Below are 24398 nucleotides of genomic sequence, written 5' to 3'. Positions count from 1 at the left end.
TTTTGGCTTTTGCCTGGCAAGGACCGTCAATCATCTGGTGGCAGGACCAGTGACCTGTGGGAGCGAGCTTGCTCGCGATGGTCTTTCATTCAACATATGTGTCGACTGACCGGGCCGCATCGCGAGCAAGCTCGCTCCCACATTGGATTTCAGTGACTCAAGAGGTGAGTTGCGCCAGATACGCCCACGGATAAATCCCGCGCTCATGGCCATCGCTGAAGACCAGTTGCAGTCCATACCCCTGCGAGTGCAATTCGATAACCCGAACCCGCCCATCAACCATCGGCGTCAGCCCCCGCATACGAAACGCCCGGCACTGCGAACACGGGCAATGCCGGCGCAGTTCGGCGTGGTCCAGCCACTGTTCGCGGCCATCCGGCCAACTCAGGCGCAGTTGTTGTCTGCTCCGTGAATTACCCACCGCCAGCGGATTCATTGCAGTTGACTCAAGGCAATGCGCACGGCCTTGCGCACTTCCGGGTCGCCGTCGTCCTGCGCGGCCTGCAATGCCGCGATGGCCCGCGAGTCGTTCAATTCACCCAGGGCCAGGGCGGCTTCCTTGCGCAGGTTGCTGATGCGGTGGCCGAGGGTGTCGATCAACGCATCGAGCGCCGGTCCATAACGCAAGCGACCGAGACTGCGGGTGGCGCGCAGACGCACTTGCCAGTAATCGTCGCCCAAGGCGTCGATCAGGGCCGGGCCGGCGTCGAGGTGGCCGACCTTGCCCAGGGTGGTGGCGGCTTCTTCGCGGACTTGCCAGGCAGCGTCGCGCAAGGCCTGGCGCAGGGCCGGCAGCACCTGCGCGTCAGACGCCAGGCCCACCGCCCCGGTGGCGGCACGCCGAACTTCAGTGTCCGGGTCAGCGCTGGCCAACCGCGCCAGGGCCGGCAAGGCATCGAGTTGCTTGAGCCAGCCGAGCACGCCCACCGCCTCGCGGCGCACGCTGGCGCTTTCATCGTCCAATGCAGCGGCAGCCGCCGTGGCGGCATCGGGGCAACGCAACTCGCGCAACGCCCTGAACGCGGCGATGCGTACACCGCTGTCGGCGTGCCCGGTCCACGGCAGAATGACCCGGCCCGCCGCTTCACTCTTGAGCAGGCTAAGGCTCTGCGCTGCGGCCGCCTGCACCGCCGGGGATGGATCCGTCAGCGCCTGGCACAACGCCTCGACTACGGGCTCGTCCTCCCAGGCTTCCAGCAACCGCGCGGCTTCGGCGCGAACGTCTGCAATCGGGTCTTCGGCCAGTCGATTGATCAACCACTGCAGGCCATCCGGCTCCTCGAGATCGGCCAGTTCGATCAGCGCGATCCGGCGTACGCCGGGGTCGTCATCGGTCAGGCGCGGTTGCAGGGCAAGAATGTCGTCGTTATCGGTTACATCGAATAGTGAGGTCATAGGGCAAATCGCGGCAGTTTGTTTTCAGGGGGAAGACCGAGCGGATTCAAGCGTGGCAGTTGCCGACCGTCTTCGTGGCGCAGGAGTTCGAGGCAATGGCGCTTGAGGTGCGAGAATTCAGGGCGGGTCATCAGTTCCGTGCTGCGCGGCCTGGGGAAGTCCAGGCGCAGGTCTTCGATGATTCGCCCGGGGCGCGAGCTCATGACCAACAGGCGATCAGCGAGGAACAGCGCTTCGTCGATGTCATGGGTGACAAACACCACGGTGGTGCGGATGCGCGTCCAGATGTCCAGCAGCAGTTCCTGCATGTTCAACCGGGTCAGGGCATCGAGGGCGCCAAAGGGTTCGTCCATCAACAACAGGCGCGGACGGTTGACCAGCACCCGGGCAATTTCCACCCGTTGCTGCATGCCGCCGGAGAGCTGGTCGGGCCAGCGCCCGGCAAAACCTTCGAGGCCCACCAGGGCGAGGATTTCATCCGCCGCCTTGTGCCGTTCGGCCTTGCCGACGCCGCGCATTTTCAGGCCGAAGGCGACGTTGTCACGCACCGTGCGCCAAGGAAACAGTGTGTGCTGCTGGAACACCATGCCGCGCTGGGGCGATGGGCCCGACACCGCTGCGCCATCGACATTCAGCGTGCCGGTGCGCGGTTGCAGGTGGCCGGCCAGGGCGCCGAGCAAGGTGGACTTGCCGCAACCGGACGGCCCGAGAATGCACACGAACTGCCCTGGCTCGATCTGGCAGTCGAGGCCCTGTACCGCTTCGAAAGCCGCGCCCCCCTCGCCCAGGCTGATTGACAGCCCGCGAATGTCGATACGCCCTTCCAGGTGTTGAAAAACGCTCATCAGGCTTTTCCTCGAGGCCGATGCCAAGGCGTGAAAAGCCCGCCCAGACGCTTGATCAACAGGCTGCTGCCCATCCCGAGCACGCCGATCAGCAGCATGCCGACGACGATGTCGGCGTAGTTCTGGATTGTGTAGGACTCCCAGGTGTAATAGCCGATGCCGAATTGGCCGGAGATCATTTCCGCCGTCACCAGGCAGAACCACGAAGTGCCCATGCCAATGGCCAGGCCGGTGATGATGCTGGGCGCAGCGCCCGGAAGAACGACCTCCAGCAGGATGGCCCGGCGCCCTGCCCCGAGGCTTTTCGCCGAGGCGATCAGCCGCGGATCGACGCCTTCGACGCCGTGCACGGTGTTGAGCAGGATCGGGAACAATGCGCCGGTGAAGGTGATGAACACCATCGACAGTTCGGATGAGGGAAACATCAGGATCGCCAGGGGAATCCACGCCACTGCCGGGATCGGGCGCAGCACTTCCAGGGGTGGTAGCAAGAGATCTTCGGCCCATTTCGAGCGACCGATGGCCAGGCCCAGGGCCACGCCAATGATCAGCGCCGCGAGGTAACCGGCGAACACCCGGCCGAGGCTGCTGCCCAGGTGCTGGGCGAGCTTGCCCGAGTCGCCGAGGCCGAGGGCGGCTTCAATGACCGCCACGGGTGTCGGGACGTTGGCGAAGGTCACCAGGCCGAGGTTCCAGTGGTGGCTGGCGGCGAGTTGCCAGAACAGCAGGCAGAGCAGCAAGGATGCGGCTCTGGGGATCCAGCGTATAGATGATAGGTACACAATTCCTCCTCACAACCAAGATCTCTGTGGGAGCGGGCTTGCTCGCGAAAGCGGTGTTTCAGTCAACTCAGATGTTGAATGTTGATCCGCATTCGCGAGCAAGCCCGCTCCCACATTTGCCCGAGGGGTACTTGGGATTAGCGAACAGCCACGGCCTGGGCAGTGGCATCAGTGAAGTCGAGGACCTTGCCACCCTGCGCCGTGGCGAACTGTTGGGCCTGGCCTTTGAGCAGGAACGCGCTCAGCTGCCCTTTCCCGTCGGTGGCAAACCACGCCTGATCCGCCAGCAGCTTGATCCCGCTGTCACTGGCCTGGGCGTACACCGCGCGGATGCTCCGGCCTTCCTGCTTGAGGCTGGCCAGCGCGGCAAACGCCGCTTGCGCCGAGGCGTACTGGCGGACTTTCGGCTCGCCGCGCACCCAGATTTCCGCCACGTGGCTGAAGTCGGTGATGGCTTGACCGCTGGCGGCATCGACGGCCTTGAGCGGCGCCTGCCCGTAACTGGCCAGTTGCGCGCTGTAGTCCAGGTTCGAGGCCTTGAAGGCGGCGCGGATGTATTGGTCGTCAATGAAGGTGTTGAGATCCAGACCGCGATCGGCCTTCTTCAACAACTTGAGGGTATCGATGGCGGTGCCCACGGCCTGACGGTATTCCGGCTTCCAGCTCAGGTCGCGGGTCTGCACACCGAGTGGGCCATGGAACAGATAATTGACCTCGGCATCGACCCCGGTGACCTTGGCGATCAACTCGCTGTATTTCTCCGGCTCAGCCGCCAGCAGCTGGTTGGCTTCGATACTCGCCCGCAGGTAAGCGACGACGATTTCCGGGTACTTTTTCGCATAGGCCTGATCGACCAGCGCACCGTGGAAGGTCGGCGCGTTGGCCTGGGCGCCGTCATAAATCTTGCGGGCGAAACCACGGCTGGGGAACAGTTCGGCGAAGGGCACGAAGTCAGCGTGAGCATCGATCTTGCCGGCCTGCAACGCGGAGCCGGCGACTTCCGGCGGCTGGGCGATGATGTTCACGTCCTTGAGCGGGTCCCAGCCCTGGGCCGCGACGGCGCGCAACAGCATGCCATGGGCGGTGGAAGCGAACGGCACGGAAATGGTCTTGCCCTTCAGCTCTGCCAGCGACTGCACACCCGATGCGCTTGGCACCACGATGCCGTTGCCACTGCCCTTGATGCTGCCCGACAGCACGCTGATAAACAGGCTGTGCTTGCCCGCCGTTTCGAACGCCACGCCGTTGAACGCGCCGGGGAAGTCGGCCATGGCGCCGAAGTCGAGTTTGCCGGCCACCATTTCGTTGGTCAGGGGGGCGCCGCTGGTGAAGTTTTTCCACTGCACCTCGTATTGGGCGTCCTTGTAGGGGCCATCGTGGGGCAGGTATTTGTCCAGCAGCCCGAGTTCGCGAATCAACAATCCGCCGGCGGCGCAGTTGATGGTGGTGTCCTGGGTACCGATGGCAATGCGGATGGTTTCGGCCGAGGCCGACAGGGTGAATGAAGCCAGTACCAGACCGGCCAAAGCTGCACGCAACATCATGAGTGTTTCCCCTCGAATCATTTATAGGATGTTCGTCTCCGCCACGATCAGGGCGCGGTGGGAAACGAGGGGTGTCTTGAATCAGGCGTCCGGTGGTGCCGGATGGCGTTTTGGGTTGTTCGAGCTGGCCTCATCGCGAGCAAGCTCGCTCCCACAGGTTTTTCTGGTGTATGCAGGACTTGCGACTGGCCTCGATCCCACAGGGACAGTATTTCAGCGCAGCAGGTACGGGATTTCGACTTTCACCGCACCCGTCGGACAGTCCTTTTCACAGGGCATGCAGTACCAGCATTCGTCGAACGCCATGTAGGCCTTTTGCGTGGCGGGGTTGATCGCCAGCAGGTCCATCGGGCAGACGTCGACGCACACGGTGCAGCCTTTGTGGGCGATGCATTTGTCCTCGTCGACGGTGACGGGGGCGTTGGAACGGAAGAAAATTTCCTGGGCTTGATAGGCCATTTCACAGTCTCTCTTGAGTGATGCTCAGGCGGCATCCGCGCCGACCCGCAGCCGGTCGTAGGCCTGCATCTCGTCGGCATCGAGCGGGATGATGTAAGGCTCGACGGCTTTCTTGAAACTGCTCATCAAACCGTTTTCGTCTTTCTTCAGGTGGCAATGGCAGAACCAGTCGCGGTCGTTGCGTTGCGGGTGATCGACGCGATGGTGGTAAAGCCCCCAGCGGCTTTCGGCGCGGAACAATGAAGCGCGGGCGGCCATTTCGGCGCAGTCGCGGATCATGCTGACTTCCATGGCGCGCATCAGCTCGTGGGCGTTGTGCGCCTTGATCTGGTCGAGATCGCGCTGGATGTCGCTGAAGCGCTGCAGGCCGATCTGCATCTTCCTGGTCACTTTCGGCGGTTGCAGGTAGTCGTTGACCAAGCGCCGCAGCTTGTATTCGACCTGGGCTGGCGGCAGGCCGTGCTCACGCTCCAGCGGTGCGTAGACCCGTTGTTTTTCGGTTTCGATCTGCCGGGCATCCAGCGCTGAAAACTCGTGCCCGGCGACAAAATCCGCCGCGTTCTGGCCAGCGAACCACCCATAGGTAAACGCACCGAGCATGTAGTTGTGCGGCACCGCAGCCATGTCTCCAGCCGAGTACAAACCCTTGACCGAGGTCTCGGCCTTCTCGTTGACCCACACCCCCGACGCCGAATGCCCGCTGCAAAAACCGATTTCCGAGATGTGCATCTCGACCATCTGCGTGCGGTAGTCGGTGCCGCGATTGGCGTGGAACTGGCCGCGACTCGGACGCTCGTTGCTGTGCAGGATCTCTTCGATGTCCTGGATGGTTTCCTCGGCCAGATGATCGAGTTTGAGGAACACCGGGCCATTGCCGCTTTCCAGTTCCTGATGGAACTCCCACATCATCTGCCCGCTCCAGTAGTCGCACTCGATGAAGCGTTCGCCCTTGTTGTTGGCGGTGTAGCCGCCCAAGGGGCCGGTCACGTAGGCGCAGGCCGGGCCGTTGTAGTCCTTGATCAGCGGGTTGATCTGGAAGCATTCCAGGTTCGCCAGTTCGGCCCCGGCGTGGTAGGCCATCGAGTAGCCGTCGCCGGCATTGGTCGGGTTTTCGTAGGTGCCCATGAGGTAGCCCGAAGACGGCAACCCCAGGCGTCCGGCGGCACCGCAAGCGAGGATCACGGCCTTGGCCTTGATTACGTGGAAGTCCGCCGTGCGGCAGTCGAAGCCCATCACGCCGTTGACCGCGCCCTCTTCATCCGTCAGCAATCGGGTGCAGACCAGGCGATTGGTGATACTCACCCGTGCGCGCTTCAACTGCCGATAGAGGACTTTCTTGATGTCGTGCCCTTCCGGCATCGGCAACACATAAGCGCCCATGTGGTGGACCTTTTTCACCGCGTAGTCACCGGTTTCGTCCTTCTCGAACTTCACGCCCCAGCGGTCCAGTTGTTCGATCGTTTCGAAACTGTGGGTGGCATAGGCGTACACCGCGGCCTGATTGACGATGCCGTCGTTGGCGATGGTGATTTCCTTGGTGTACTGCTCCGGCGTCGAGTGGCCGGGAATGATCGCGTTGTTCAGGCCGTCCATGCCCATGCTGATCGCGCCGCTGCGCTTGACGTTGGCCTTGTCGATCAACAACACCCGCAGGTCGCGGTTGCGTTCCTTGGCCTTGATCGCCGCCATGGGGCCGGCGGTGCCGCCGCCGATCACGACGATGTCGTATTCCTGCTCCAAAGTGCTTCGGGTCATGCCTGCTCCCCTTTTTGCCGGTCGATCCGCAGGCGGTACTGGAAGGCATCGCCACGGTAGTAAAGGTGTTCGAAGTCCAGCGGCCGACCGTCGACATCGTGGGTCAGGCGTTCGATGTGCATGATCGGCGAGCCAGGTTCAACGTTCAGCGCGTGGGTCAGGTCGCTGTCGGCCAGTACCGCATCGATGGCCAGGTCGGCGTGCCCCAAGGCCAGGCCGCAGTCGTTTTCCAGGATCAGGAAAATATCGCGGGTGACCAGGTCGGCTTTTTCCAGGCGCTCGCCAATGGCCTTGGGCAGGTAAGTGATTTCCAGGGAAACCGGCTCGCGATTGATCAGGCGCACACGTTTGATCTGCGCCACGACCTCCCCTTCGGCGACCTGCAAACGCTCGGCCACGAGCTTGTCGGCGGCAATGAATTTGAAGCTGCGCAGGCGGTTGATCACCTCATAGCCGCGATTGGTCATGGACTCGGCCAGGCCTTGCAGGGTGCTGACGTTCTGGAAGGTTTTCGGCTTGGCGACGAAAGTGCCCTTGCCGTGGATCTTGAAGATCAGCCCTTCCTTTTGCAGATCGCCCAAGGCCTGGCGCACGGTGATGCGGCTGACCTTGAACAACGCGCCAAGTTCGCTTTCTGAAGGCATCTGGCTGTCTTGCGGGTATTCGCCGTCGAGGATGCGGGCGCGCAGCACATCTCGCAGCTGGGTGTGCAACGGGACGCTGCTCAGGGATAGAACGTTATCGGTCATGGCAGATCACTTGTTATAACGAGTTATGACGTGATCTTAGATAAGTTATGACAGGGTTGAGAAATACCGAATGCGCATAAGGTTAGAAGTACGAAGCAAGAACAAATGTGGGAGCGGGCTTGCTCGCGAAGGCGGTGTGTCAGTCAACTCAGATGTTGAATGTTGAACCGCATTCGCGAGCAAGCCCGCTCCCACAGGGGGTTATGTGTGATCTGAAGAATCAGTGGCGCTTGAGAATCTGGTCCATGACCCAATCGGTCTTCAGCGCCTGCTCGGCCACGGCGGGGTGCTGCGTCTCGCCACGAATATGCGCATTCATGCCCAATACGTGGTGCCACTGAATGTGTGCGTGATGCTCGATGGTCAGGCTGAGGTGCTCGCCAGCGTGCAGCTCGTCGGCGTGCAGTTCGACCGGGTGTTCATCGAACACTGAAAAGGTGATCCGGCCTTTGCTGCCAATCACTTCGACCCGGTCTTCGCGACGGTCTGCAACGAAGTTCCAGCAGCCCATCCCCAGTGCCCCGCCGGCAAACCGCCAAGTGGCGCTGACGGCGTCTTCGGCCGCGTACAAGCCGGCCTGCCGTGCAGTGAACCCGGCAACTTCGACGATATCGCCGAGCAGGTACTGAAACAGGTCCAGGCCATGGCTGGCCAGATCGGCGAAGTAACCTCCACCGGCAATTGCCGGGTCGGTGCGCCAGTTATCGGTGCCGCTCCGGTCCGCTGCCGACGGGGCTTTGGTGAGGGTCCAGCTCAGGTGCCGGACCTCGCCGATCCGCCCCTCTTCCAGCCATTGCCGCACTTGCCGGAAGCGTGGCAGCGAACGTCGGTAATAGGACACGAACAGGTGCAACCCGGCATCGGCAAACACCTGCTGCATTTCACGGCTTTGCCCGGCATTCAGCGCCATCGGTTTTTCCACGCAGCAATGCTTGCCGGCCGCGGCCACTTGCAAAGCATAGGCGTGATGGCTGTCGGGCGGCGTGGCGATGTACACCGCGTCGACCTCGGGATCGTTGATCAGCGCCTGCGCATCGGTGTAGACCCGAGCGATGCCGTGGCGCGTGGCGTAGTCGGTGACGGCTTCCAGGCGCCGGCCCATCACAGCGACCAACGCCGATCCGGGCGCCTTGTAGAAGGCCGGCCCGCTTTTGCGTTCAGCGACACTGCCACAGCCGATCATGCCCCAGCGCACCAGGTTCATAGGCACTCCTTGCGGCTCAGCCGACGCGCAATGCGCGCAGGTCCAGTCGACCGTCCTTGAGCGGCGGGCACCAGTAGTAGCCACCGGTGATCGGACGGCTGATGCGGTACAGACCGTCGGTGATGCCGTCTTCCAGGCCACTCATGCGGCGCAGTTGGGCTTCGAAGGCGTCGAGGGAAAAACCGAAGGCCAGGAACATCAGGCCGGCACGGTCACCTTCGATCCACGGCATCGAGCGGCGCACCACGAAGGCTTCAGGCGCAAAGCTTTCCTGGGCGGTGCGTTTGACGTGGGCGGAAACCGGCGCGTCGTCGATCTCTTCGTTATCGCTCAAGCGGCGACCCATGATGTTGTCTTTTTCATCCGCCGACAGCCCATGGAAACCTTTCAAGTCATGCTGCCACTGCTGGATCGCGGCGAAGCTGCCACCCACCATGCCGTCCGCGCCCTCACCCACCAGGGCGGCGGTCACGGCGGCTGCGTCGTGGGGGTTCTCGGTGCCATCTTCGTAGCCGGTCAGGTCATGGCCGGTCATGTGGCGGAAGGTTTCGTTCATCTGCACCAGGCGCAACGCCGGGGCCAGTGCCGCCGAGATGGCGTTGCTGCGGTTGAGCAATTCGCCACGGTCTTCACCGTGCAGCCAGCACCAGAGCGCGTGTTGGGTCGACGGATTGTCGACGCCGACGCCAGTCAGTGCCGGGAAAGTGCGCAGGCCTTCGATCTGCCCATCCAGCGCCTTGACCAGGGATTCGCCGAAGCCGACGACAGCCGATTTCCCGTCCACCAGTTGCATCAAGTTGTCGAGCGCGGCCGGCAGTGCCGCAACGGATTCGAGGGCGAAGAACATATGGCGAGCTTGAGGCGGAACGGGGGTGGCGAGAATGCCCGGCTGGTAATGACTCATATGAACTCCTTGAAAAAGAGCATGGAGTTTAACCGGAGTACGAGGGTTTGTGTGCCGTCAGAGGCCAGGAACCTGTGGCAAAGGGGGCTTCTGTGGCGAGGGGGCTTGCCCCCGTTGGAGCGCGTAGCGCTCCCCTGCATTTTCAGTCATACCGAGTCGCCAGGTTTTGGGGCTGCTTCGCAACCCAACGGGGGCAAGCCCCCTCGCCACACAAGCCCGCTCGCCACAGAAGATCAAACCACGCCGGGGCTTTCGTTGCGAAACGCACTCGGGCTCTTGCCGGTCCAGCGCCTGAAAGCCCGGCGAAAGCTGCGCACGTCGCTGTAGCCGACTTCCTCGGTGATGCGTTCGATGGACATGTCCGGGTTGGCCAGCAGGCTCATGGTGCGGGCCTGGCGCACTTGTTCCAGCAGCGTTTCGAACGTCAGCGCATGTTCGGTGAGGCGGCGGCGCAAGGTGCGGCTGCTCATGTTCAGGTCGCCGGCGATTTTCTCGATGTGGCTGCCCTCGGTCAGGTCCCGGGCAATCGCCCGTTCCACCGCCTGGATCAGATCCATTTTCTGATGCACCTGCGCGGCTTCCAGTTCGAGCAATTTCACGGCCTGGCGCAGGGCCAGGGAATGGTGATTGGGCAACTGAACGTCCAGCCAATGCGCATCGATCACCATGCGGTTTTGCAGGCAACCGAAACGCACGTCTGGCCCCAGCAGGCGCGAATATTCGCCGAGATAGTCCGGCGCGGCATGCACGAACTCCACGGCCGTCGGCTTGAAATCCGCCCCGACCAGCGCCCGGCCATACACCAGCAGGCTGGCGAAAAACTCCTCGACCGCGAACAACTGCACGTCGGCGAACGGCAAGCGGCATTCAACGTCGATAAACACCCGATCCCCCGCCTCCTCCACACTCGACACGACAATGCCGCCAGAGGTGTGTTGATGGCGAATGCCCAGTTCGAAGGCATCGCGCAGGGTCTTGCACAGCGACAACACATGCCCCAACAACCCCAGCGTGCCGAGCACATTCTGCGCGCCGACCCACAAGCCCAGCCCCTGATTGGGCAAGGCCTTGAGCGCGCGTTGAATCATGGCCACGGCCTGGCGATGGGAAATGCGCTGCGCCGGGTCCTGCAGGTCTTCAAAGGTAAAGCCCAACCCTCGGCACAGGCTCTCGGGGTGGATGCCTTTTTGCTCGGCGACTTCGGCCAGGGTCTGCAGGAGAAACGGCGACACCAGCGCCAGTTCAAAGGTGGGATCGATCACTTTCATTTGCATGGGGCTATACATTCCGGGTCGAGCTGCATTCTTATTTTTGTAACCGGTTATGTCGAAGGAAGTTAGCACAGGGCTCAAAGACTGTCCGCAGAAGTCCCCCTAAATGGCCGCCAATACCCTGCCTTGCAGGGCGCAGACAGCTTATTTCTATGTTGCGGCCCTCGTATGGATGCCGGACAGCCCGACAACAATAATAATGAGTACACCCATGATCCCGACCCGCACGACACTCCCCCTGACGGTCATTGGCCTGGCCGGCGTCTGCGCCCTGCAACCGGCACTGGCCACCGAGACTGGCGTGGACAACATCGGCACCGGCACCGACGGCTTTTTCGTGTTGCCGCTTTCGCCCGACAGCCTTCCGGACAACATGGTTGCGTTCAACCTCTACTACAACCACTACAAAGCCACGAAGCTCAATATCAGCTCGCTCGGCGGCAAGGTGCCGAACGTCGAGATCGAGTCCACGGCGGTCATTCCGCGCCTTGATTACCTCAGCCCGGTGCGCGTGTTTGGCGGCCGGCTGGCCGGCTACATCGCGCAGCCCTGGCTCAAGCAGGAAGTCTCGGTGTTCGGACTGCCGCAGGACACCCGTGAAGGCATGGGTGACACAACGTTTGCGCCGATCATTCTCTGGGACATGGGCCCGAACCTGACCCTCGGCGCCGCCATCGAAATCACCGTGCCGACCGGCGAGTACAGCGTTGACCGCCTGGCCAACACCAGCAACAACTTCTACACCTATAAACCGTTGTTCTCCTTCACCTGGCTGCCGACGGACAGAACCGAGGTGTCGATGAAGACCACCTACAGTTTCAACGAGAAAAACAAGGACACCGACTACAAGTCGGGGCAGATTTTCCACTTCGATTATTCCGCCAGTTTCAAGATCACCGACGACCTGATGCTCGGGTTGAACGGCTACTACCTCAAGCAAACCACCGACGACAAACAGTTCGGCCACACCGTGCAGTTCAATGGCCAGGACGTGAACGACGGGGTGCGCGGCCAGGTGTTTGCCATTGGTCCGGCGCTGCACTGGACCTTTCTCGAATACGCCAGCGCGGAGATTCGCTGGGCCAAGGAGTTCGACGTGGAAAACCGGCCTGAAGGGGAAATGCTTTGGGCCAAGGTCAGCATTCCGTATGCGTTTTGACTGAACTGACGCCATCGCGAGCAAGCTCGCTCCCACAGGGGGGGATGCATTCCAACTGGGAAATGCATTCCAAATTGTGGGAGCGAGCTTGCTCGCGATGACGGCGGAACAAACACTGAAAAACTTCAGGAATACACAGGCCAGCTATCCACAATCCGCCCACCCCGAACCGCCAGCAAATCCCCGAACTGCAACAACACCGACTCCGTCTGGGCAGGCCGCAAGAACACCTGGTCCTCCACCGTCAGCCCCACCGCCGCCGAACCATTGACCATTTCCTGGTTCGAACTGCGGCCATACACGCCATTGCTCTGCAACCCCGCTGGCGATTCGAACTCCGCCATCCAGTTACCGCCATAGATGAAATACGTCTCGCGCTGATTGGTGTCCCACCAGGAAAACAGCCTGGACTTGCCATCCAGCGCCGGGATGTTTACAGCCCCGGTGCTTTTCAGCACTGGCGTGGCGATAAAAGCGGCCGGCACATGCTCCGCCAGTGACGGCAAATCATAATGAGTGGGCTTGAGCAGCCCCGTCCCCACCGACACTTCGCTGCTGAGCTGTTCGTGTTCATGCATGCGATAGCTCGGGCTGCCGGCCGTATTGAGGGTCAGCCCTTCGCGCCACAGACCGGGGTATTGCTGACGGGTGAAATCGACGCAGCGGTTGTAAACCACCATCACCTTGGCGAACAGCTCCTCGGGCGAGCCCAGGATCCCCGGCACGCCCATGCCCACGAACGGGTCGTAGCCCATGTACCCGGCGAATTCCAGGTGCTGCGGGTGCTGGCTGATCAGCGCCAGCATCTGCCCGAGTACGCCAAGGTCACTGACGCCACCGCGATGCAGCCCGACATCCAGTTCGATGTTCACCCGTACTCGCGTGCCCAGCCCTTGAGCCAGGGCGAGGTATTGCTGCAAGCGTTGCGGCGTATCGAGCAACCATTGCAATTGCTTCGAAGGGTCGAAAGAACCCTTGTGCGACTGATAGAACAACTCGGCCGAACGCACCGGCAGCGGCTTGCCCAGCAGAATATCGGCCTCGGCAAACTGCACCGCGTCATGATTGAGAAACGGTTGGTGAAACGACATCAGCCGTTGCGTACCGGCGCGCTGGGCGATGTAGGCCAAAAGCCCCGGTGCCGGCAGTGACTTTTCCACCAGGCGCAGGTGCTTGTCGGCGCGCTTGACCGATTGCATCACCACATCGATGTTGTGATCCAGCCGATCAAGGTCGATCAGCATCACCGGTCGCATCGGCCCGTGGTCCTTGAGTTCGCGGTTCAGCGTAAGGAAGTAATCGCTGTACGGCGCACCTCGGTCACCCGGCCGCAGCCACGCCCCGACACCCACCAACAAGGCGCCGACACCGGCGGTACCGAGCAAGAAATTGCGGCGATTGACGGCCATCAGCTCACCCCCAGAATGGATGACAAGTGCGCGTTGAGAAATTTGCCGCTGGGGTCGAGCGCTTGCCGCACCTGGATGAATTCCTGCCAGCGCGGGTACAGCGGCTGCAGGTTTTTCGCATTCAGCGTGTGCAACTTGCCCCAGTGCGGCCGGCCGTTGTACTTCCAGAAAATCGGCTCGATGGCGGCGAAGAAGTTGTGATGATCCATCTGGTAATGCTGGTGGACCGAGATCGAACAGCTGTCGCGGCCTTCGAACATGCTCAGGGGAATGTCGTCGGCCTTGACGTAACGGTACTCGATCGGAAACCAGGTGCGCAGGTCCTTGTCCTGGATCAGTTTGAGGATCTCGCGCAAACAGGCTGGGCCGTATTCGGCCGGCACGGAGTATTCCATTTCATTGAAACGTACCGTGCGCACGTTGGCATAGATGTCGAACGAGTCACCCACCCGGTCATCGAAACTGGCCAGATGGCGCAAGTTATTGAGCATCGTGCGACGCAGGTCCGGGAAGTCGCTGGCGTATTTGTCGATCTTCTCGATCAGCGTGACAAACTCGTTGCCGCCCTCCTCATCCGCCGGGACCGGTGGTGTCGCCGGGTCGCTGGTTTCGTTCAGGGCGATCGACAAGGCGTAGTCGGAATGCGTCACCACGAGCATTTCCCAGTGCTGGTTTTCCCGGGTGTTCTTGTCCAGGTCTTCCAGCAGCTCTTCGGTTTTAGCGATCCATTGGCGCTCCCGCAATCGATACGCCGGGCGGTTTTGCAGGCGTACCCTGGTGGCCACGCCCAACGCGCCCAAGGACACCCTCGCGGCACTGAACACCTCAGGATGGCGGCTGGCATCGCAGTCGAGCACGTCGCCGTTGGCGGCCACCAACTGCAAGCCGCAGACATGCGCCGAATACGATTGAAAGTCTTTGCCGGTACCGTGGGTCGAGGTCGAGATCGCGCCGGCCAGGGTCTGGTAATCGATGTCAGCCATGTTTTGCAGGGCCTGGCCGATGTCCTTGAGCGGCGTGCCCATGCGTGACATCGGCGTGCCGGCGGCGAACTCGGCCTGCAGCGTTTGCCGATCGTGATCGAGCAAACCCGTGAAATAGCTCAGCGACAGCAAGGTGCCGTCGGTGGGCACCAGTGCACTGAAGGAGTGCGCCGAGCCCACCGGACGAATCTTGCCGGGGGCCTGGCGCACCACTTGCGTCAACTCATCCAGGTTCTTGGGCGCCAACCGCGCCGCCGGCAGGCAACTCTGGCCTCCCGACCAGTTGCGCCAGGGAATCAGGCGTGGCGCGCGCAGCAGCTCGGCCAGTGCCGGCGTTGAGCCGAGCGCGGTAAAGGCGCCAATGACGCTCGCCCGTTGCAACAACTGACGCCGTGTCAGGTCCATCGTCATGAATCGCACCCTGCCGTTCTTGTTATTGGATTTGCTGGCCGGACATAAAGGCAATCAGCGCCAGGAACTGTTCTTGCGAACACTGCATGCACATCCCCATCGGCGGCATGCCGTTGTAACCGTTGATCGCGTGATCGAGCAGCGTGTCGGCGCCCTGTAATACCCGTGGTTGCCAGGCCTTGATATCGCCGGTCAGCGGCGCCCCGGCCGCTGGATTGGCATGGCAAAGCTTGCAGCTGTTGTCGTAGACCTGCGCGAGTTCCGCGTCGGCGGGCCTCGCGGCACCTGCTTCGCTGCGGGTCGGCGGTTTGTTCGGCTCTTTGCCGCACCCTGCAAGCAACGCCGCAAAGACACAGCCCACCAAGGCCAAACAAAGGCTAGGCTTTTCAGTTAATCGGCTTGCCCGCATGGCTGTCCTCTCAATGGCTGCCCGGCCAGCCGGGTGCACTTTTTTGTTGTGATCAAGGAGAGTCAACATTAAGGCACCCCGCGCGGGCAGGTTGAGGGCATTGGGGGCCAACAAGGGGCGCTTCTGAGGCCATGACGCAAGGCACCGACAAGTCCCCGACATCATGCTGTTCGGCAAAACCCTGAGATGAGTCATGACAAGCGTTGCCGAGGTCTGCTAAAACGATTCATCAGTGCATCAGCCAATCCAGAGGGGTAGCGACATGACCACAGCCAATAATCTCCAGAACCTGTTCCCAAGCCCCGCCGAGATCCCGGAAAAGTACCGCCTTGACGGCCAGACCGAGCAGCGCGAGTACCTGGTCGATGGCCAACTCAGAACCTGGAACGGGCCGCTGGCCCTGGTCCGCAGCCCGGTGTACCTGGCAGGCCCGAATGGCGATGAACAGGTGATCCTCGGCAGCACGCCGCTGCTGGATGCCGACACCGCCTTGACCGCTCTGGACGCAGCGGTCCGTGCCTACGACCGTGGCCAGGGCCTGTGGCCGACCATGCGCGTGGCCGAACGCATCCAGCACGTCGAAACCTTCCTCGGGCGCATGCGCGAGCAGCGCGACGCCGTGGTCAAGTTGCTGATGTGGGAAATCGGCAAGAACCTCAAGGACTCGGAAAAGGAGTTCGACCGCACCTGCGACTACATCGTCGACACCATCAACGCCCTGAAGGAACTCGACCGCCGCTCCAGCCGTTTCGAACTGGAACAGGACACCCTCGGCCAGATCCGTCGCGTACCGATGGGCGTGGCCCTGTGCATGGGGCCTTACAACTATCCGTTGAACGAAACCTTCACCACGCTGATCCCGGCGCTGATCATGGGCAACACCGTGGTGTTCAAGCCGGCCAAGCTCGGCGTGCTGCTGATTCGCCCGCTGCTGGAGGCCTTCCGCGACAGCTTTCCGACCGGGGTGATCAACGTCATCTACGGCAGCGGCCGCGAGACGGTCAGTGCGTTGATGGCCAGCGGCAAGATCGACATCTTTGCCTTCATCGGCACCAACAAGGCCGCCAGTGACCTGAAAAAACTCCATCCGAGACCCCACCGCTTGCGCGCGGCGCTGGGCCTGGATGCGAAAAACCCGGGCATCGTCCTGCCGGAAGTGGATCTGGACAACGCGGTCAGTGAAGCGGTGACCGGTTCGCTGTCATTCAACGGCCAGCGCTGCACCGCTCTGAAGATCCTGTTTGTCCACGAAGACGTGGTCGAGTCCTTCATCGACAAATTCAATGCCAGGCTCGCCAACCTCAAACCCGGCATGCCCTGGGAAAGTGGCGTAGCCCTGACACCGCTGCCGGAATCGGGCAAGGTCGACTATCTGCATGCACTGGTGGCGGATGCCGAAAGCAAAGGCGCCAAGGTAGTCAACCCCAACGGTGGCGAGGCTCGTGCGTCATTCTTCTACCCGGCGGTGCTGTACCCGGTCACGCCGCAGATGCGGGTTTATCAGGAAGAACAGTTCGGCCCCGTCATCCCCATCGTGCCCTACCGTCATCTGGATACCGTGATCGACTACGTGCTGGAGTCGGACTTTGGCCAGCAATTGAGCATCTTCGGCACCAACCCGGTGGCGGTTGGCCGGCTGGTGGACACCTTCGCCAACCAGGTCGGGCGCATCAACCTCAATGCCCAGTGCCAGCGCGGCCCGGACACCTATCCATTCAATGGTCGCAAGAACTCGGCCGAAGGCACCTTGTCGGTCCATGACGCACTGCGGGTGTTTTCGATCCGCACCCTGGTGGCCACCAAGTTCCAGGAGACCAACAAAGACCTGATCAGCGAGATCATCAGCGGCCGCAGTTCGAGCTTCCTGACCACCGACTACATCTTCTGAGGAGAGCCAGCCTGAGTACATCCAGAGCCCATCGACTGCCACCGCTGCTGCGCCGATTGCTGCGTCCGTTGCTGGACCCGTACCGGCGCTACCGCCATGCCCGGGTGATCCATGCGGTGCGGGTGTCGCTCGGGTTGCTGGCGACGATCCTGCTGACCACCGGCATCAATCTACCCCACGGTGAGTGGGCGTCGGTGACCATGCTGGTGGTGATCGGCGGCTTGCAGCACCACGGCAACATCGGCAAGAAAGCCGCCGAACGCGCCATTGGTACCTTGATCGGCGCCGGTGTCGGCCTGGTGTTGGTGGCACAACAGGCCTGGCTGGGGATGCCCTGGCTGACCTATTTCGCGATGTCGGTGGTCTGCGGGTTTTTCTCGTATCACGCCATCGGCAAGGGTGGTTACACGGCGCTGCTGTCGGCGATTACCGTGTTCATCGTCGCGGGGCACGGCGACAACCCGGTCACCGATGGCTTGTGGCGCGGGGTGGATATCCTGATCGGCATTGCCCTGGCCCTGGCGTTTTCCTTTGCCCTGCCGCTGTACGCGGTTTATTCCTGGCGCTACAACCTGGCCGATGCGCTGCGTGATTGCGCGAAAGTCTACGGGCGCATCATTGACGGCCAGGCCATCACCGCCGACGAACACCTCAAGCTCATGACTCGCCTGAACGCGGTGATGGTGCAACTTCGCTCACTGATGCCCTCGGTGTCCAAGGAAGTGAAGATTTCCATGACCGAACTCGATGCCCTTCAGCGCAACCTGCGCATGTGCGTCAGTACCCTGGAAATCCTCGGCAATACCCGACCGGATGCCAATGACCTCGAGGCGATGTCGCTGATGCAAACGGCATTGAAAGCCGAGCATCGACAGATTCGCGTGCAATTGATCGGCATGGCCCGGGCGTTGAAATCAGGCGCCGCCCAGCGGCTCAATCGCCCCGTGGATGTGCCGCTTGTCAGCCTTGATGCGCCGGTCTACAACACGCTGGACGGGTATCGTTTGCTGACCCAGCAACTGGCCGCCAACGTCGGGGAGATGCGCCAGCGCTTGGCCAAGAGCGCACCGCGCTGGAACATCTGACGCTCCTGGTTGACACTCAAGGCGTCACCGTGCGCCGAAACTTCAGCGACCAGCCTTGTTGCATGCCGGCAGCGGCCAACAGAATCGCCGCGACTCCAATCCATTGCAGTGGCTCCAGGCGATGACCGAAGGCAAACCAGTCGACGAAAATCGCCGCGATCGGGTAGATGAAGGACAGCGCGCCCGTCAACGCCGTCGGCAGTTTTTGAATCGCGCCGTACAACAACACATACATCACGCCGGTGTGCACCATACCCAGCGTCACCAGGCTGGCCCACGCGCTTGGCGCCTGGGGCAGTACCGAAAGATTCGCGAAGGGCGCGAGCAACAGCACGCCTGTGCTGACCTGGATCAGCGCGATCAAATGCGGTGGAGTTCCAGTCAGTCGCTTGATGATCAACGCGGCAATTGCGTAGAGAAACGCCGCGCCCAACGCCAAGGCAATGCCCGTCAGGTAATCGCTGCCGCTTTCGCCCTGGCTGCCATGGGCACTGACAATCGCCAGCATCCCGAGAAACGAAACGCCCAGCCAGGTCAGTTTCTGCGCGGTGATCTTTTCGTTGAGGAACAACGCCGCCAGCCCGACCAGCATGAAAGGCTGGACGTTATAGACGGCAGTGCCGATGGCAATCGACGCCCGGGAATAGGACGCGAACAACAGCACCCAGTTGCCGACGATCGCCACACCGCTGAGCACTGCGAGCAGGAACGTGGTGCGGGTCAGAATGCCGGGGCGCAGAAAGCCGAAAGCCGCGCAAATGAGCAGCAAGGTGCCAGCACCGAACAGGCAGCGCCAGAACACCACATCCAGCACCGGTTGCCCGGACACCAGCACGAACCAGCCGATGGTGCCGGAGATCAGCATGGCGGCCGTCATTTCGAACGAACCGCGGCGTAGGGTTTTGTCCATCATCAGACTCCTGTGTTTGTGGCCAAAGTATGCCAATGCACCCAGGGGCTACTCCAGAGCAAAAAGCAGGCTAAACTCGGGATCTGCCTTTTTTATCAAGGCCTTTTTGAAAAAATGCCTAACAGAGGGTTTCGCCATGACCGATGACATCGACCAGCTGCTGATCACCGCGCTGATGGAGGACTCGCGACGCTCGCTCAAGGCCCTGGCGCAAATCAGCGGCCTGTCTTCCCCCAGTGTTGCCGAGCGTCTGCGCCGCCTGGAAGAGCGAGGCGTACTCAAGGGCTACACCGTTGAAATCGACCCGAAAAGCTTCGGCTATCAACTCCAGGCCATCGTGCGTATTCGCCCGTTGCCGGGGCAATTGCAGGAAGTGGAGCGGCAAATCATGGCCATTCCCGAATTCACCGAGTGCGACAAGGTCACCGGCGACGACTGTTTCATCGCGCGCCTGCATGTGCGCTCGATGGAACAACTGGACACCCTGCTCGACCGACTCAACACCCACGCTGAAACCAATACGGCGATCGTCAAGAAAACCCCGGTCAAGCGCCGGTTGCCGCCCATGGCGTGAGTGATATTTGTTTCAGACTGAAGTAGATTGAGGGTTTCCGGCGAAGGATTGACGGCATGAAAACTCAGGCAATACTACTGGTGGCTACGATGTTGGCGGGTTGCGGCACGATTCAGACGGTTGTGCGCAGTGACGAAGTGGCCTCGAAAAGTCTCAAGGAACAAAAGAGTTACTGCGGCGCGGTACCGCGAATCTACAGCGGCGTGACCTACGACTTCTGCTACCTGAACGCGCCCCTCGAAGACGGCCGGGATGCGCAGGTACATGGTCCCGCCCCCGCTATCGTGCTGCTCGACGTGGTCGTGTCCGGGGCGATGGACACACTGCTGTTGCCCTACACCATCTACCGCCAACAAGCCGACGGCAGCATCGTCATTACAGAGTAGGCCTGGATTTGTGGTAATAAAAAACCCGCCTGAGCGGGTTTTTTAGTTCAAGGCCGAGGATCAGTCATCGCGGCTCATGATGCCGAACAGCTGCAACAAGCTGACGAACAGGTTGTAGATCGATACATACAGGCTGATGGTGGCCATGATGTAGTTACGCTCGCCGCCATGAATGATGGCGCTGGTCTGGAACAGAATGCAGACCGAGGAGAACAGCACGAAACCTGCGCTGATCGCCAGTTGCAGGCCGCTGATCTGGAAGAACAGGCTCGCCAGCGTCGCACCCAGCAGTACAAAGAAGCCTGCCGTGATGAAACCGCCGAGGAAGCTCATGTCCTTGCGGGTAATCAGCACATACGCCGACAGACCGCCGAACACCAGCGCCGTCATCGCGAAAGCCGAGCTGACCACTTCAGCGCCGCCCTGCATACCCAGGTAACGGTTGAGGATCGGGCCAAGCAGGAAACCCATGAAACCGGTCAGGGCAAATGCCGACACCAGGCCCCAGGCCGAATCACGGAGTTTGTTGGTGAGGAAGAAAAGACCGTAGAAGCCGATCAGCACCACGAAAATGTTCGGGTAGCCAACATGCATCTGCTGGGCAACGTAGGCTGTCACACCGCTGAAAGCCAGGGTCAGGGCGAGCAAGCCGTATGTGTTGCGCAGGACGCGGCTAACCTCTAGCTGCTCAGCCTGCACGCTGTTATTAACTGCGTAATCCTGTTCGCGCATGGCGACACTCCTGTTGGTTTGAAACGTTCAGTCGCAAAGATCATAACAGACGCTCTGTAACAAGCTATGCAGAGAGTTTGACAGTGTGTTTCATTCAGGTATTATGGCGCCCGCAACGCAAACGGAGGTGTGGCCGAGTGGTTTAAGGCAACGGTCTTGAAAACCGTCGACTGTAACAGGTCCATGAGTTCGAATCCCATCGCCTCCGCCATATTTGTACCGACAAAGCCCTGATTATTCAGGGCTTTGTCGTTTCTGGGGTTTGGGAATCGGTGCTGCTTTTCAGAGCCGTTACAAAACCATTTGGTAACCCCTCGACCAAGCTGAAAGCGCCGCTACAGGGAAAAGGTCGCCAGCTGACCTTCTTGACCGACAGTAAACGGCTATGGATTTAGCCGGTCGCGACAGGCAGTAATCATCCAATCCGCTCTTCCCGCAGAGATCTCGCGGCCCTCGGCCCGAAACCTTCTCGGCCGTTTAAACCTTCCAGGCAATCCCCATTCGTTGCTGCTTTAGCAGAATCCTCAAAAAAACAAAACGATTCCACCTGGCCAATTCGTGACCGATTGGTATTCGCTGTGAACGCTAAGTTGGCACGTGTCGATATCAGGCAAGGAGGTGGCGTGAACAGGTAACTGAATTATCGAACAAGCCGGGTAAGGTGGCGCCTCTTTTCATGGAAAAAACCACATCGCGACGATGGGTTTGATAAGTACGGCAGCGTTTGAAGGGTGCCACTTTCAGGAAGCGGCAGCAGGAAACGATGATGATCCGTTGCCCCCATCAATTCGCTTAAATGTCGATCAGCAGAGAAAAAAAACCCGATGATTAGCCCGAGCTCCAAGGATTCGAATGGCCAATTGGCACAGGGCTTCAAGCCTCGTCACGTAACAATGCTGTCAATCGCCGGGATTATCGGCGCCGGTTTATTCGTTGGCTCAGGACATGCCATTGCAGCTGCTGGCCCGGCCGTCCTGCTGGCCTACCTATTCTCAGGCCTGCTTGTGGTTCTGGTCATGCGTATGCTCGGTGAAATGGCGGTGGCCAACCCGGACACAGGCTCGTTCTCCACCTATGCCGACCAGGCAATAGGTCGTTGGGCAGGCTTCACCATCGGTTGGCTGTACTGGTGGTTCTGGGTACTGGTGATCCCTATCGAAGCACTGGCCGCCGGCCATGTGTTGAACCAGTGGTTTCCCCAGATCGATGCCTGGCTGTTCGCCCTGGTGTCGATCATTGCGTTGGTGATCACCAATCTGTTCAGTGTCTCCAAGTACGGCGAATTCGAATTCTGGTTCGCCATGGCCAAGGTGGTGGCGATCATCGGTTTCATCGGCGTTGGTTTTGCCGTGCTGATGGGCTGGGTTCCCGATCGGGAAGTCAGCGGCTTGAGCGGACTGATGGCCGAGCATGGCGGATTTGCCCCCAACGGCCTGTCGGCGGTAGTCGGCGCTTTCATCACCATCATGTTCAGTTTCATTGGTACTGAAGCGGTCACCATCGCCGCCGCCGAATCCGACAATCCCTCGCAGAACATCGCCAAGGCCACGCGTTCGGTGATTTGGCGCATCGGCGTGTTCTACCTGTTGTCGATTTTCGTGGTCATCTCCGTGGTGCCCTGGAACGATCCGCTGCTCGCCCAGGTAGGCTCCTACCAGCGTGCACTGGAAATCATGAACATTCCCCACGCCAAGTTCATGGTGGACGTGGTGGTGCTGATCGCCGTGGCCAGTTGCATGAACTCCTCGATCTACATTGCTTCGCGCATGCTGTACTCGTTGGGTCGTCGTGGCGATGCGCCGAAGGCGCTGAAGGCGACCTCCTCCGAGGGCGTGCCGCGTGCAGCAGTCATCGCCAGCACCGTGCTGGGCGCGGCGATCACCGTGTGGAGCTACTTCATGCCCGCCGGGCTGTTTAACTTCCTGCTGGCCAGCTCCGGCGCGATTGCCTTGCTGGTGTACCTGGCCATTGCGGTGTCGCAACTGCGCATGCGCCGGATGTTGCGTCGGCAGAACGTTGAGCTGACCTTTCGCATGTGGCTGTTTCCATGGCTGACGTGGCTGGTGATTGCGTTCATTTGCGCAGCGCTGGCAGTCATGATGATCACCCCGGAGCACCGTACCGAAGTCAGCACAACAATTGGCCTGGCGCTGGCGATTTCCTTTATCGGCCTTGTGACGTCGCGTCACCCTGCGCAGGCTGCGAGGGTGACGTCAGTGGGATAAACCAAGGAGGTATTTGCGCCAAACCTACTCCCTACGCCAACGCTGGGGAGTATTACCAGCTCCTGCGTCTCAGGCCGTAATCGCTCTCTGTGAGGACATGACCACGATGTCATCGAACTCCACCGTGTCCGACGGTACGACTCAATCCGTTGGTTTTCTGCTGTTGGATAAATTCACACTCATTTCCCTGGCGTCCGCAGTAGAGCCACTGCGCATGGCCAATCAGTTGTCGGGACGAGAGCTATATCGCTGGCATACGTTCAGCCCCGATGGAGAGCCTGTCTGGGCCAGTGACGGCGTGCCGATCACTCCGGATGCTTCGTGGAACAATCCGTTAGTGGCGGACACTGTAATCGTGTGCGGTGGTGTTGGAATCCAGAACGTGATTACCCGCGAGCACATTACCTGGCTGCAAGCCTTGGCGCGTCAATCCAGACGGTTGGGAGGTGTGTGCACCGGCAGCTGGGCGCTCGCCAAAGCCGGGCTGCTCGACGGCTACGAGTGCAGCGTGCATTGGGAATTTTTGGCCGCCATGCAGGAGGCTTTCCCGCGAGTCAGCATCAGCGCGAGCCTCTTCACCCTGGACCGAAACCGATTCACCAGCTCGGGCGGCACCGCGCCGCTGGACATGATGCTGCACCTGATTGGTCGCGATCATGGTCGTGAATTATCCGCAGCCATCTCTGAGATGTTTGTTTACGAGCGCATACGCAACGAACAGGACCATCAGCGGGTTCCGCTCAGACATGTGTTGGGAACTCATCAGCCTAAGTTGCAGGAGATCGTCGCGTTGATGGAAGCCAATCTCGAGGAACCGATCGACCTGGATAACCTTGCAGAATACGTGGATCTGTCACGTCGACAGCTAGAACGGCTATTTCAGAAATACCTTCACTGTACGCCGTCACGCTACTACTTAAGGTTACGTCTTGTTCGAGCGCGACAACTGCTTAAGCAAACATCATTGTCGATCATTGAGCTGGCGTATGTATGCGGTTTCGTGTCCACACCACACTTTTCCAAGTGCTATCGCGAGTACTTTGGTGTTCCACCAAGCGACGAGCGTTCCGGCTCTGAAATGAGTCGCAAACCGGCAACGCTCGCGACTACGCAGCAGTCATCAACTAAACCACTGACAGCGCTCGACCAGGCACGAAACGAATCGACTTTTGCCAGTGTTCGAATGATTGATCGTTTCGACTTGGCGCAATCGTGCTGACAGGACGTCCCTGCCGCCCCATTCATCCGTAGTGCATGGGTTTACTCAATAAGATCACGCAGGAGATTTGACGTGCACATTGGTGTTCCTCTCGAAACCC

At 60.6% G+C, this 24398-nt stretch carries 23 protein-coding genes and 1 tRNA gene; 8 read left to right on the top strand and 16 right to left on the bottom strand.

Annotation, left to right across the window (positions count from 1 at the left end):
• Window positions 1-157: 157 nt before the first annotated feature.
• The 11 genes from AC1RDQ_RS22570 to AC1RDQ_RS22520 form a co-directional block, all read right to left on the bottom strand.
• Window positions 158-436 carry a DUF971 domain-containing protein gene (locus AC1RDQ_RS22570; protein WP_218497292.1) on the bottom strand — a complete coding sequence of 93 codons (279 nt, stop codon included), beginning with the start codon at window positions 434-436 and terminating at the stop codon, window positions 158-160.
• Complete coding sequence (locus AC1RDQ_RS22565) at window positions 433-1395, bottom strand: HEAT repeat domain-containing protein (protein ID WP_492588175.1); 963 nt, start codon at window positions 1393-1395, stop codon at window positions 433-435. The genes AC1RDQ_RS22570 and AC1RDQ_RS22565 overlap by 4 nt, the downstream gene beginning before the upstream one ends.
• On the bottom strand, window positions 1392-2240 hold the full coding sequence (locus tag AC1RDQ_RS22560; protein WP_154859768.1) for an ABC transporter ATP-binding protein: 849 nt from the start codon (window positions 2238-2240) through the stop codon (window positions 1392-1394). The genes AC1RDQ_RS22565 and AC1RDQ_RS22560 overlap by 4 nt, the downstream gene beginning before the upstream one ends.
• The gene (locus AC1RDQ_RS22555; RefSeq protein ID WP_150815123.1) at window positions 2240-3022 is read right to left on the bottom strand and encodes an ABC transporter permease; all 783 of its coding nucleotides are present in this window, start codon (window positions 3020-3022) and stop codon (window positions 2240-2242) included. Before AC1RDQ_RS22555 ends, AC1RDQ_RS22560 begins: the two co-directional genes overlap by 1 nt.
• A 137-nt stretch (window positions 3023-3159) precedes the next feature.
• Window positions 3160-4566: an ABC transporter substrate-binding protein gene (locus tag AC1RDQ_RS22550; RefSeq protein ID WP_492588174.1), complete on the bottom strand. Its 1407-nt coding sequence runs from the start codon at window positions 4564-4566 to the stop codon at window positions 3160-3162.
• Between the two features lie 213 nt (window positions 4567-4779).
• Entirely contained in the window at window positions 4780-5025 is a 246-nt protein-coding gene (locus tag AC1RDQ_RS22545) for a 4Fe-4S dicluster domain-containing protein (RefSeq protein WP_008050632.1), read from the bottom strand.
• A 24-nt stretch (window positions 5026-5049) separates the two neighbouring features.
• Window positions 5050-6780 (bottom strand): fumarate reductase/succinate dehydrogenase flavoprotein subunit, encoded by a 1731-nt coding sequence (locus AC1RDQ_RS22540; RefSeq protein ID WP_492588173.1) that lies wholly within the window; start codon window positions 6778-6780, stop codon window positions 5050-5052.
• On the bottom strand, window positions 6777-7529 hold the full coding sequence (locus tag AC1RDQ_RS22535) for a GntR family transcriptional regulator (RefSeq protein WP_492588172.1): 753 nt from the start codon (window positions 7527-7529) through the stop codon (window positions 6777-6779). The genes AC1RDQ_RS22540 and AC1RDQ_RS22535 overlap by 4 nt, the downstream gene beginning before the upstream one ends.
• 220 nt (window positions 7530-7749) lie before the next feature.
• Window positions 7750-8733 carry a Gfo/Idh/MocA family protein gene (locus AC1RDQ_RS22530; RefSeq protein WP_492588171.1) on the bottom strand — a complete coding sequence of 328 codons (984 nt, stop codon included), beginning with the start codon at window positions 8731-8733 and terminating at the stop codon, window positions 7750-7752.
• A gap of 16 nt (window positions 8734-8749) precedes the next feature.
• Window positions 8750-9637 carry a Dyp-type peroxidase gene (locus AC1RDQ_RS22525; protein ID WP_489338642.1) on the bottom strand — a complete coding sequence of 296 codons (888 nt, stop codon included), beginning with the start codon at window positions 9635-9637 and terminating at the stop codon, window positions 8750-8752.
• Between the two features lie 233 nt (window positions 9638-9870).
• Window positions 9871-10911: an AraC family transcriptional regulator gene (locus AC1RDQ_RS22520; RefSeq protein WP_492588170.1), complete on the bottom strand. Its 1041-nt coding sequence runs from the start codon at window positions 10909-10911 to the stop codon at window positions 9871-9873.
• Window positions 10912-11119: 208 nt separating this feature from the next.
• On the opposite strand from AC1RDQ_RS22520, the gene AC1RDQ_RS22515 reads away from it, so the two are divergent.
• The gene (locus AC1RDQ_RS22515; RefSeq protein ID WP_492588169.1) at window positions 11120-12067 is read left to right on the top strand and encodes a SphA family protein; all 948 of its coding nucleotides are present in this window, start codon (window positions 11120-11122) and stop codon (window positions 12065-12067) included.
• A 125-nt stretch (window positions 12068-12192) separates the two neighbouring features.
• Here the strand turns inward: AC1RDQ_RS22515 and AC1RDQ_RS22510 are convergent, their stop codons facing one another.
• The 3 genes from AC1RDQ_RS22510 to AC1RDQ_RS22500 all read right to left on the bottom strand — a co-directional run bounded on the left by AC1RDQ_RS22510 (window position 12193) and on the right by AC1RDQ_RS22500 (window position 15279).
• Window positions 12193-13401 (bottom strand): DSD1 family PLP-dependent enzyme, encoded by a 1209-nt coding sequence (locus tag AC1RDQ_RS22510; RefSeq protein WP_492588273.1) that lies wholly within the window; start codon window positions 13399-13401, stop codon window positions 12193-12195.
• Window positions 13402-13475: 74 nt separating this feature from the next.
• On the bottom strand, window positions 13476-14870 hold the full coding sequence (locus tag AC1RDQ_RS22505) for a D-arabinono-1,4-lactone oxidase (protein ID WP_492588168.1): 1395 nt from the start codon (window positions 14868-14870) through the stop codon (window positions 13476-13478).
• A gap of 22 nt (window positions 14871-14892) precedes the next feature.
• Entirely contained in the window at window positions 14893-15279 is a 387-nt protein-coding gene (locus tag AC1RDQ_RS22500) for a c-type cytochrome (protein ID WP_492588272.1), read from the bottom strand.
• Window positions 15280-15541: 262 nt separating this feature from the next.
• Here AC1RDQ_RS22500 and AC1RDQ_RS22495 point away from each other — a divergent pair, with 262 nt between their 5' ends.
• Entirely contained in the window at window positions 15542-17167 is a 1626-nt protein-coding gene (locus AC1RDQ_RS22495) for an NADP-dependent glyceraldehyde-3-phosphate dehydrogenase (RefSeq protein WP_090455715.1), read from the top strand.
• Window positions 17168-17211: 44 nt separating this feature from the next.
• Window positions 17212-18252 carry an FUSC family protein gene (locus AC1RDQ_RS22490; protein ID WP_492588271.1) on the top strand — a complete coding sequence of 347 codons (1041 nt, stop codon included), beginning with the start codon at window positions 17212-17214 and terminating at the stop codon, window positions 18250-18252.
• A 16-nt stretch (window positions 18253-18268) separates the two neighbouring features.
• Here the strand turns inward: AC1RDQ_RS22490 and AC1RDQ_RS22485 are convergent, their stop codons facing one another.
• The gene (locus tag AC1RDQ_RS22485) at window positions 18269-19162 is read right to left on the bottom strand and encodes a DMT family transporter (protein ID WP_154859759.1); all 894 of its coding nucleotides are present in this window, start codon (window positions 19160-19162) and stop codon (window positions 18269-18271) included.
• Between the two features lie 136 nt (window positions 19163-19298).
• On the opposite strand from AC1RDQ_RS22485, the gene AC1RDQ_RS22480 reads away from it, so the two are divergent.
• Both AC1RDQ_RS22480 and AC1RDQ_RS22475 read left to right on the top strand, forming a co-directional pair.
• Window positions 19299-19736: an Lrp/AsnC family transcriptional regulator gene (locus AC1RDQ_RS22480; RefSeq protein ID WP_090455719.1), complete on the top strand. Its 438-nt coding sequence runs from the start codon at window positions 19299-19301 to the stop codon at window positions 19734-19736.
• A gap of 56 nt (window positions 19737-19792) precedes the next feature.
• Entirely contained in the window at window positions 19793-20122 is a 330-nt protein-coding gene (locus tag AC1RDQ_RS22475) for a YceK/YidQ family lipoprotein (RefSeq protein WP_057714311.1), read from the top strand.
• A 60-nt stretch (window positions 20123-20182) separates the two neighbouring features.
• On the opposite strand, the gene AC1RDQ_RS22470 is transcribed toward AC1RDQ_RS22475, so the two are convergent.
• The gene (locus tag AC1RDQ_RS22470) at window positions 20183-20854 is read right to left on the bottom strand and encodes a Bax inhibitor-1/YccA family protein (protein ID WP_057714309.1); all 672 of its coding nucleotides are present in this window, start codon (window positions 20852-20854) and stop codon (window positions 20183-20185) included.
• Between the two features lie 123 nt (window positions 20855-20977).
• On the opposite strand from AC1RDQ_RS22470, the gene AC1RDQ_RS22465 reads away from it, so the two are divergent.
• The 3 genes from AC1RDQ_RS22465 to gbdR all read left to right on the top strand — a co-directional run bounded on the left by AC1RDQ_RS22465 (window position 20978) and on the right by gbdR (window position 24298).
• Window positions 20978-21065, top strand: a tRNA-Ser gene (locus tag AC1RDQ_RS22465).
• Between the two features lie 613 nt (window positions 21066-21678).
• On the top strand, window positions 21679-23079 hold the full coding sequence (gabP, locus tag AC1RDQ_RS22460; RefSeq protein ID WP_223502003.1) for a GABA permease: 1401 nt from the start codon (window positions 21679-21681) through the stop codon (window positions 23077-23079).
• Between the two features lie 106 nt (window positions 23080-23185).
• On the top strand, window positions 23186-24298 hold the full coding sequence (gene gbdR / locus AC1RDQ_RS22455) for a choline metabolism transcriptional regulator GbdR (protein WP_489338648.1): 1113 nt from the start codon (window positions 23186-23188) through the stop codon (window positions 24296-24298).
• The last annotated feature ends 100 nt before the right edge of the window (window positions 24299-24398 follow it).

It is taken from the genome of Pseudomonas sp. GW823-FHT02E01 (assembly GCF_058797535.1).
The sequence above is the reverse complement of the archived record's forward strand: the minus strand, read 5'-3'. Positions and strand labels throughout refer to the sequence as shown.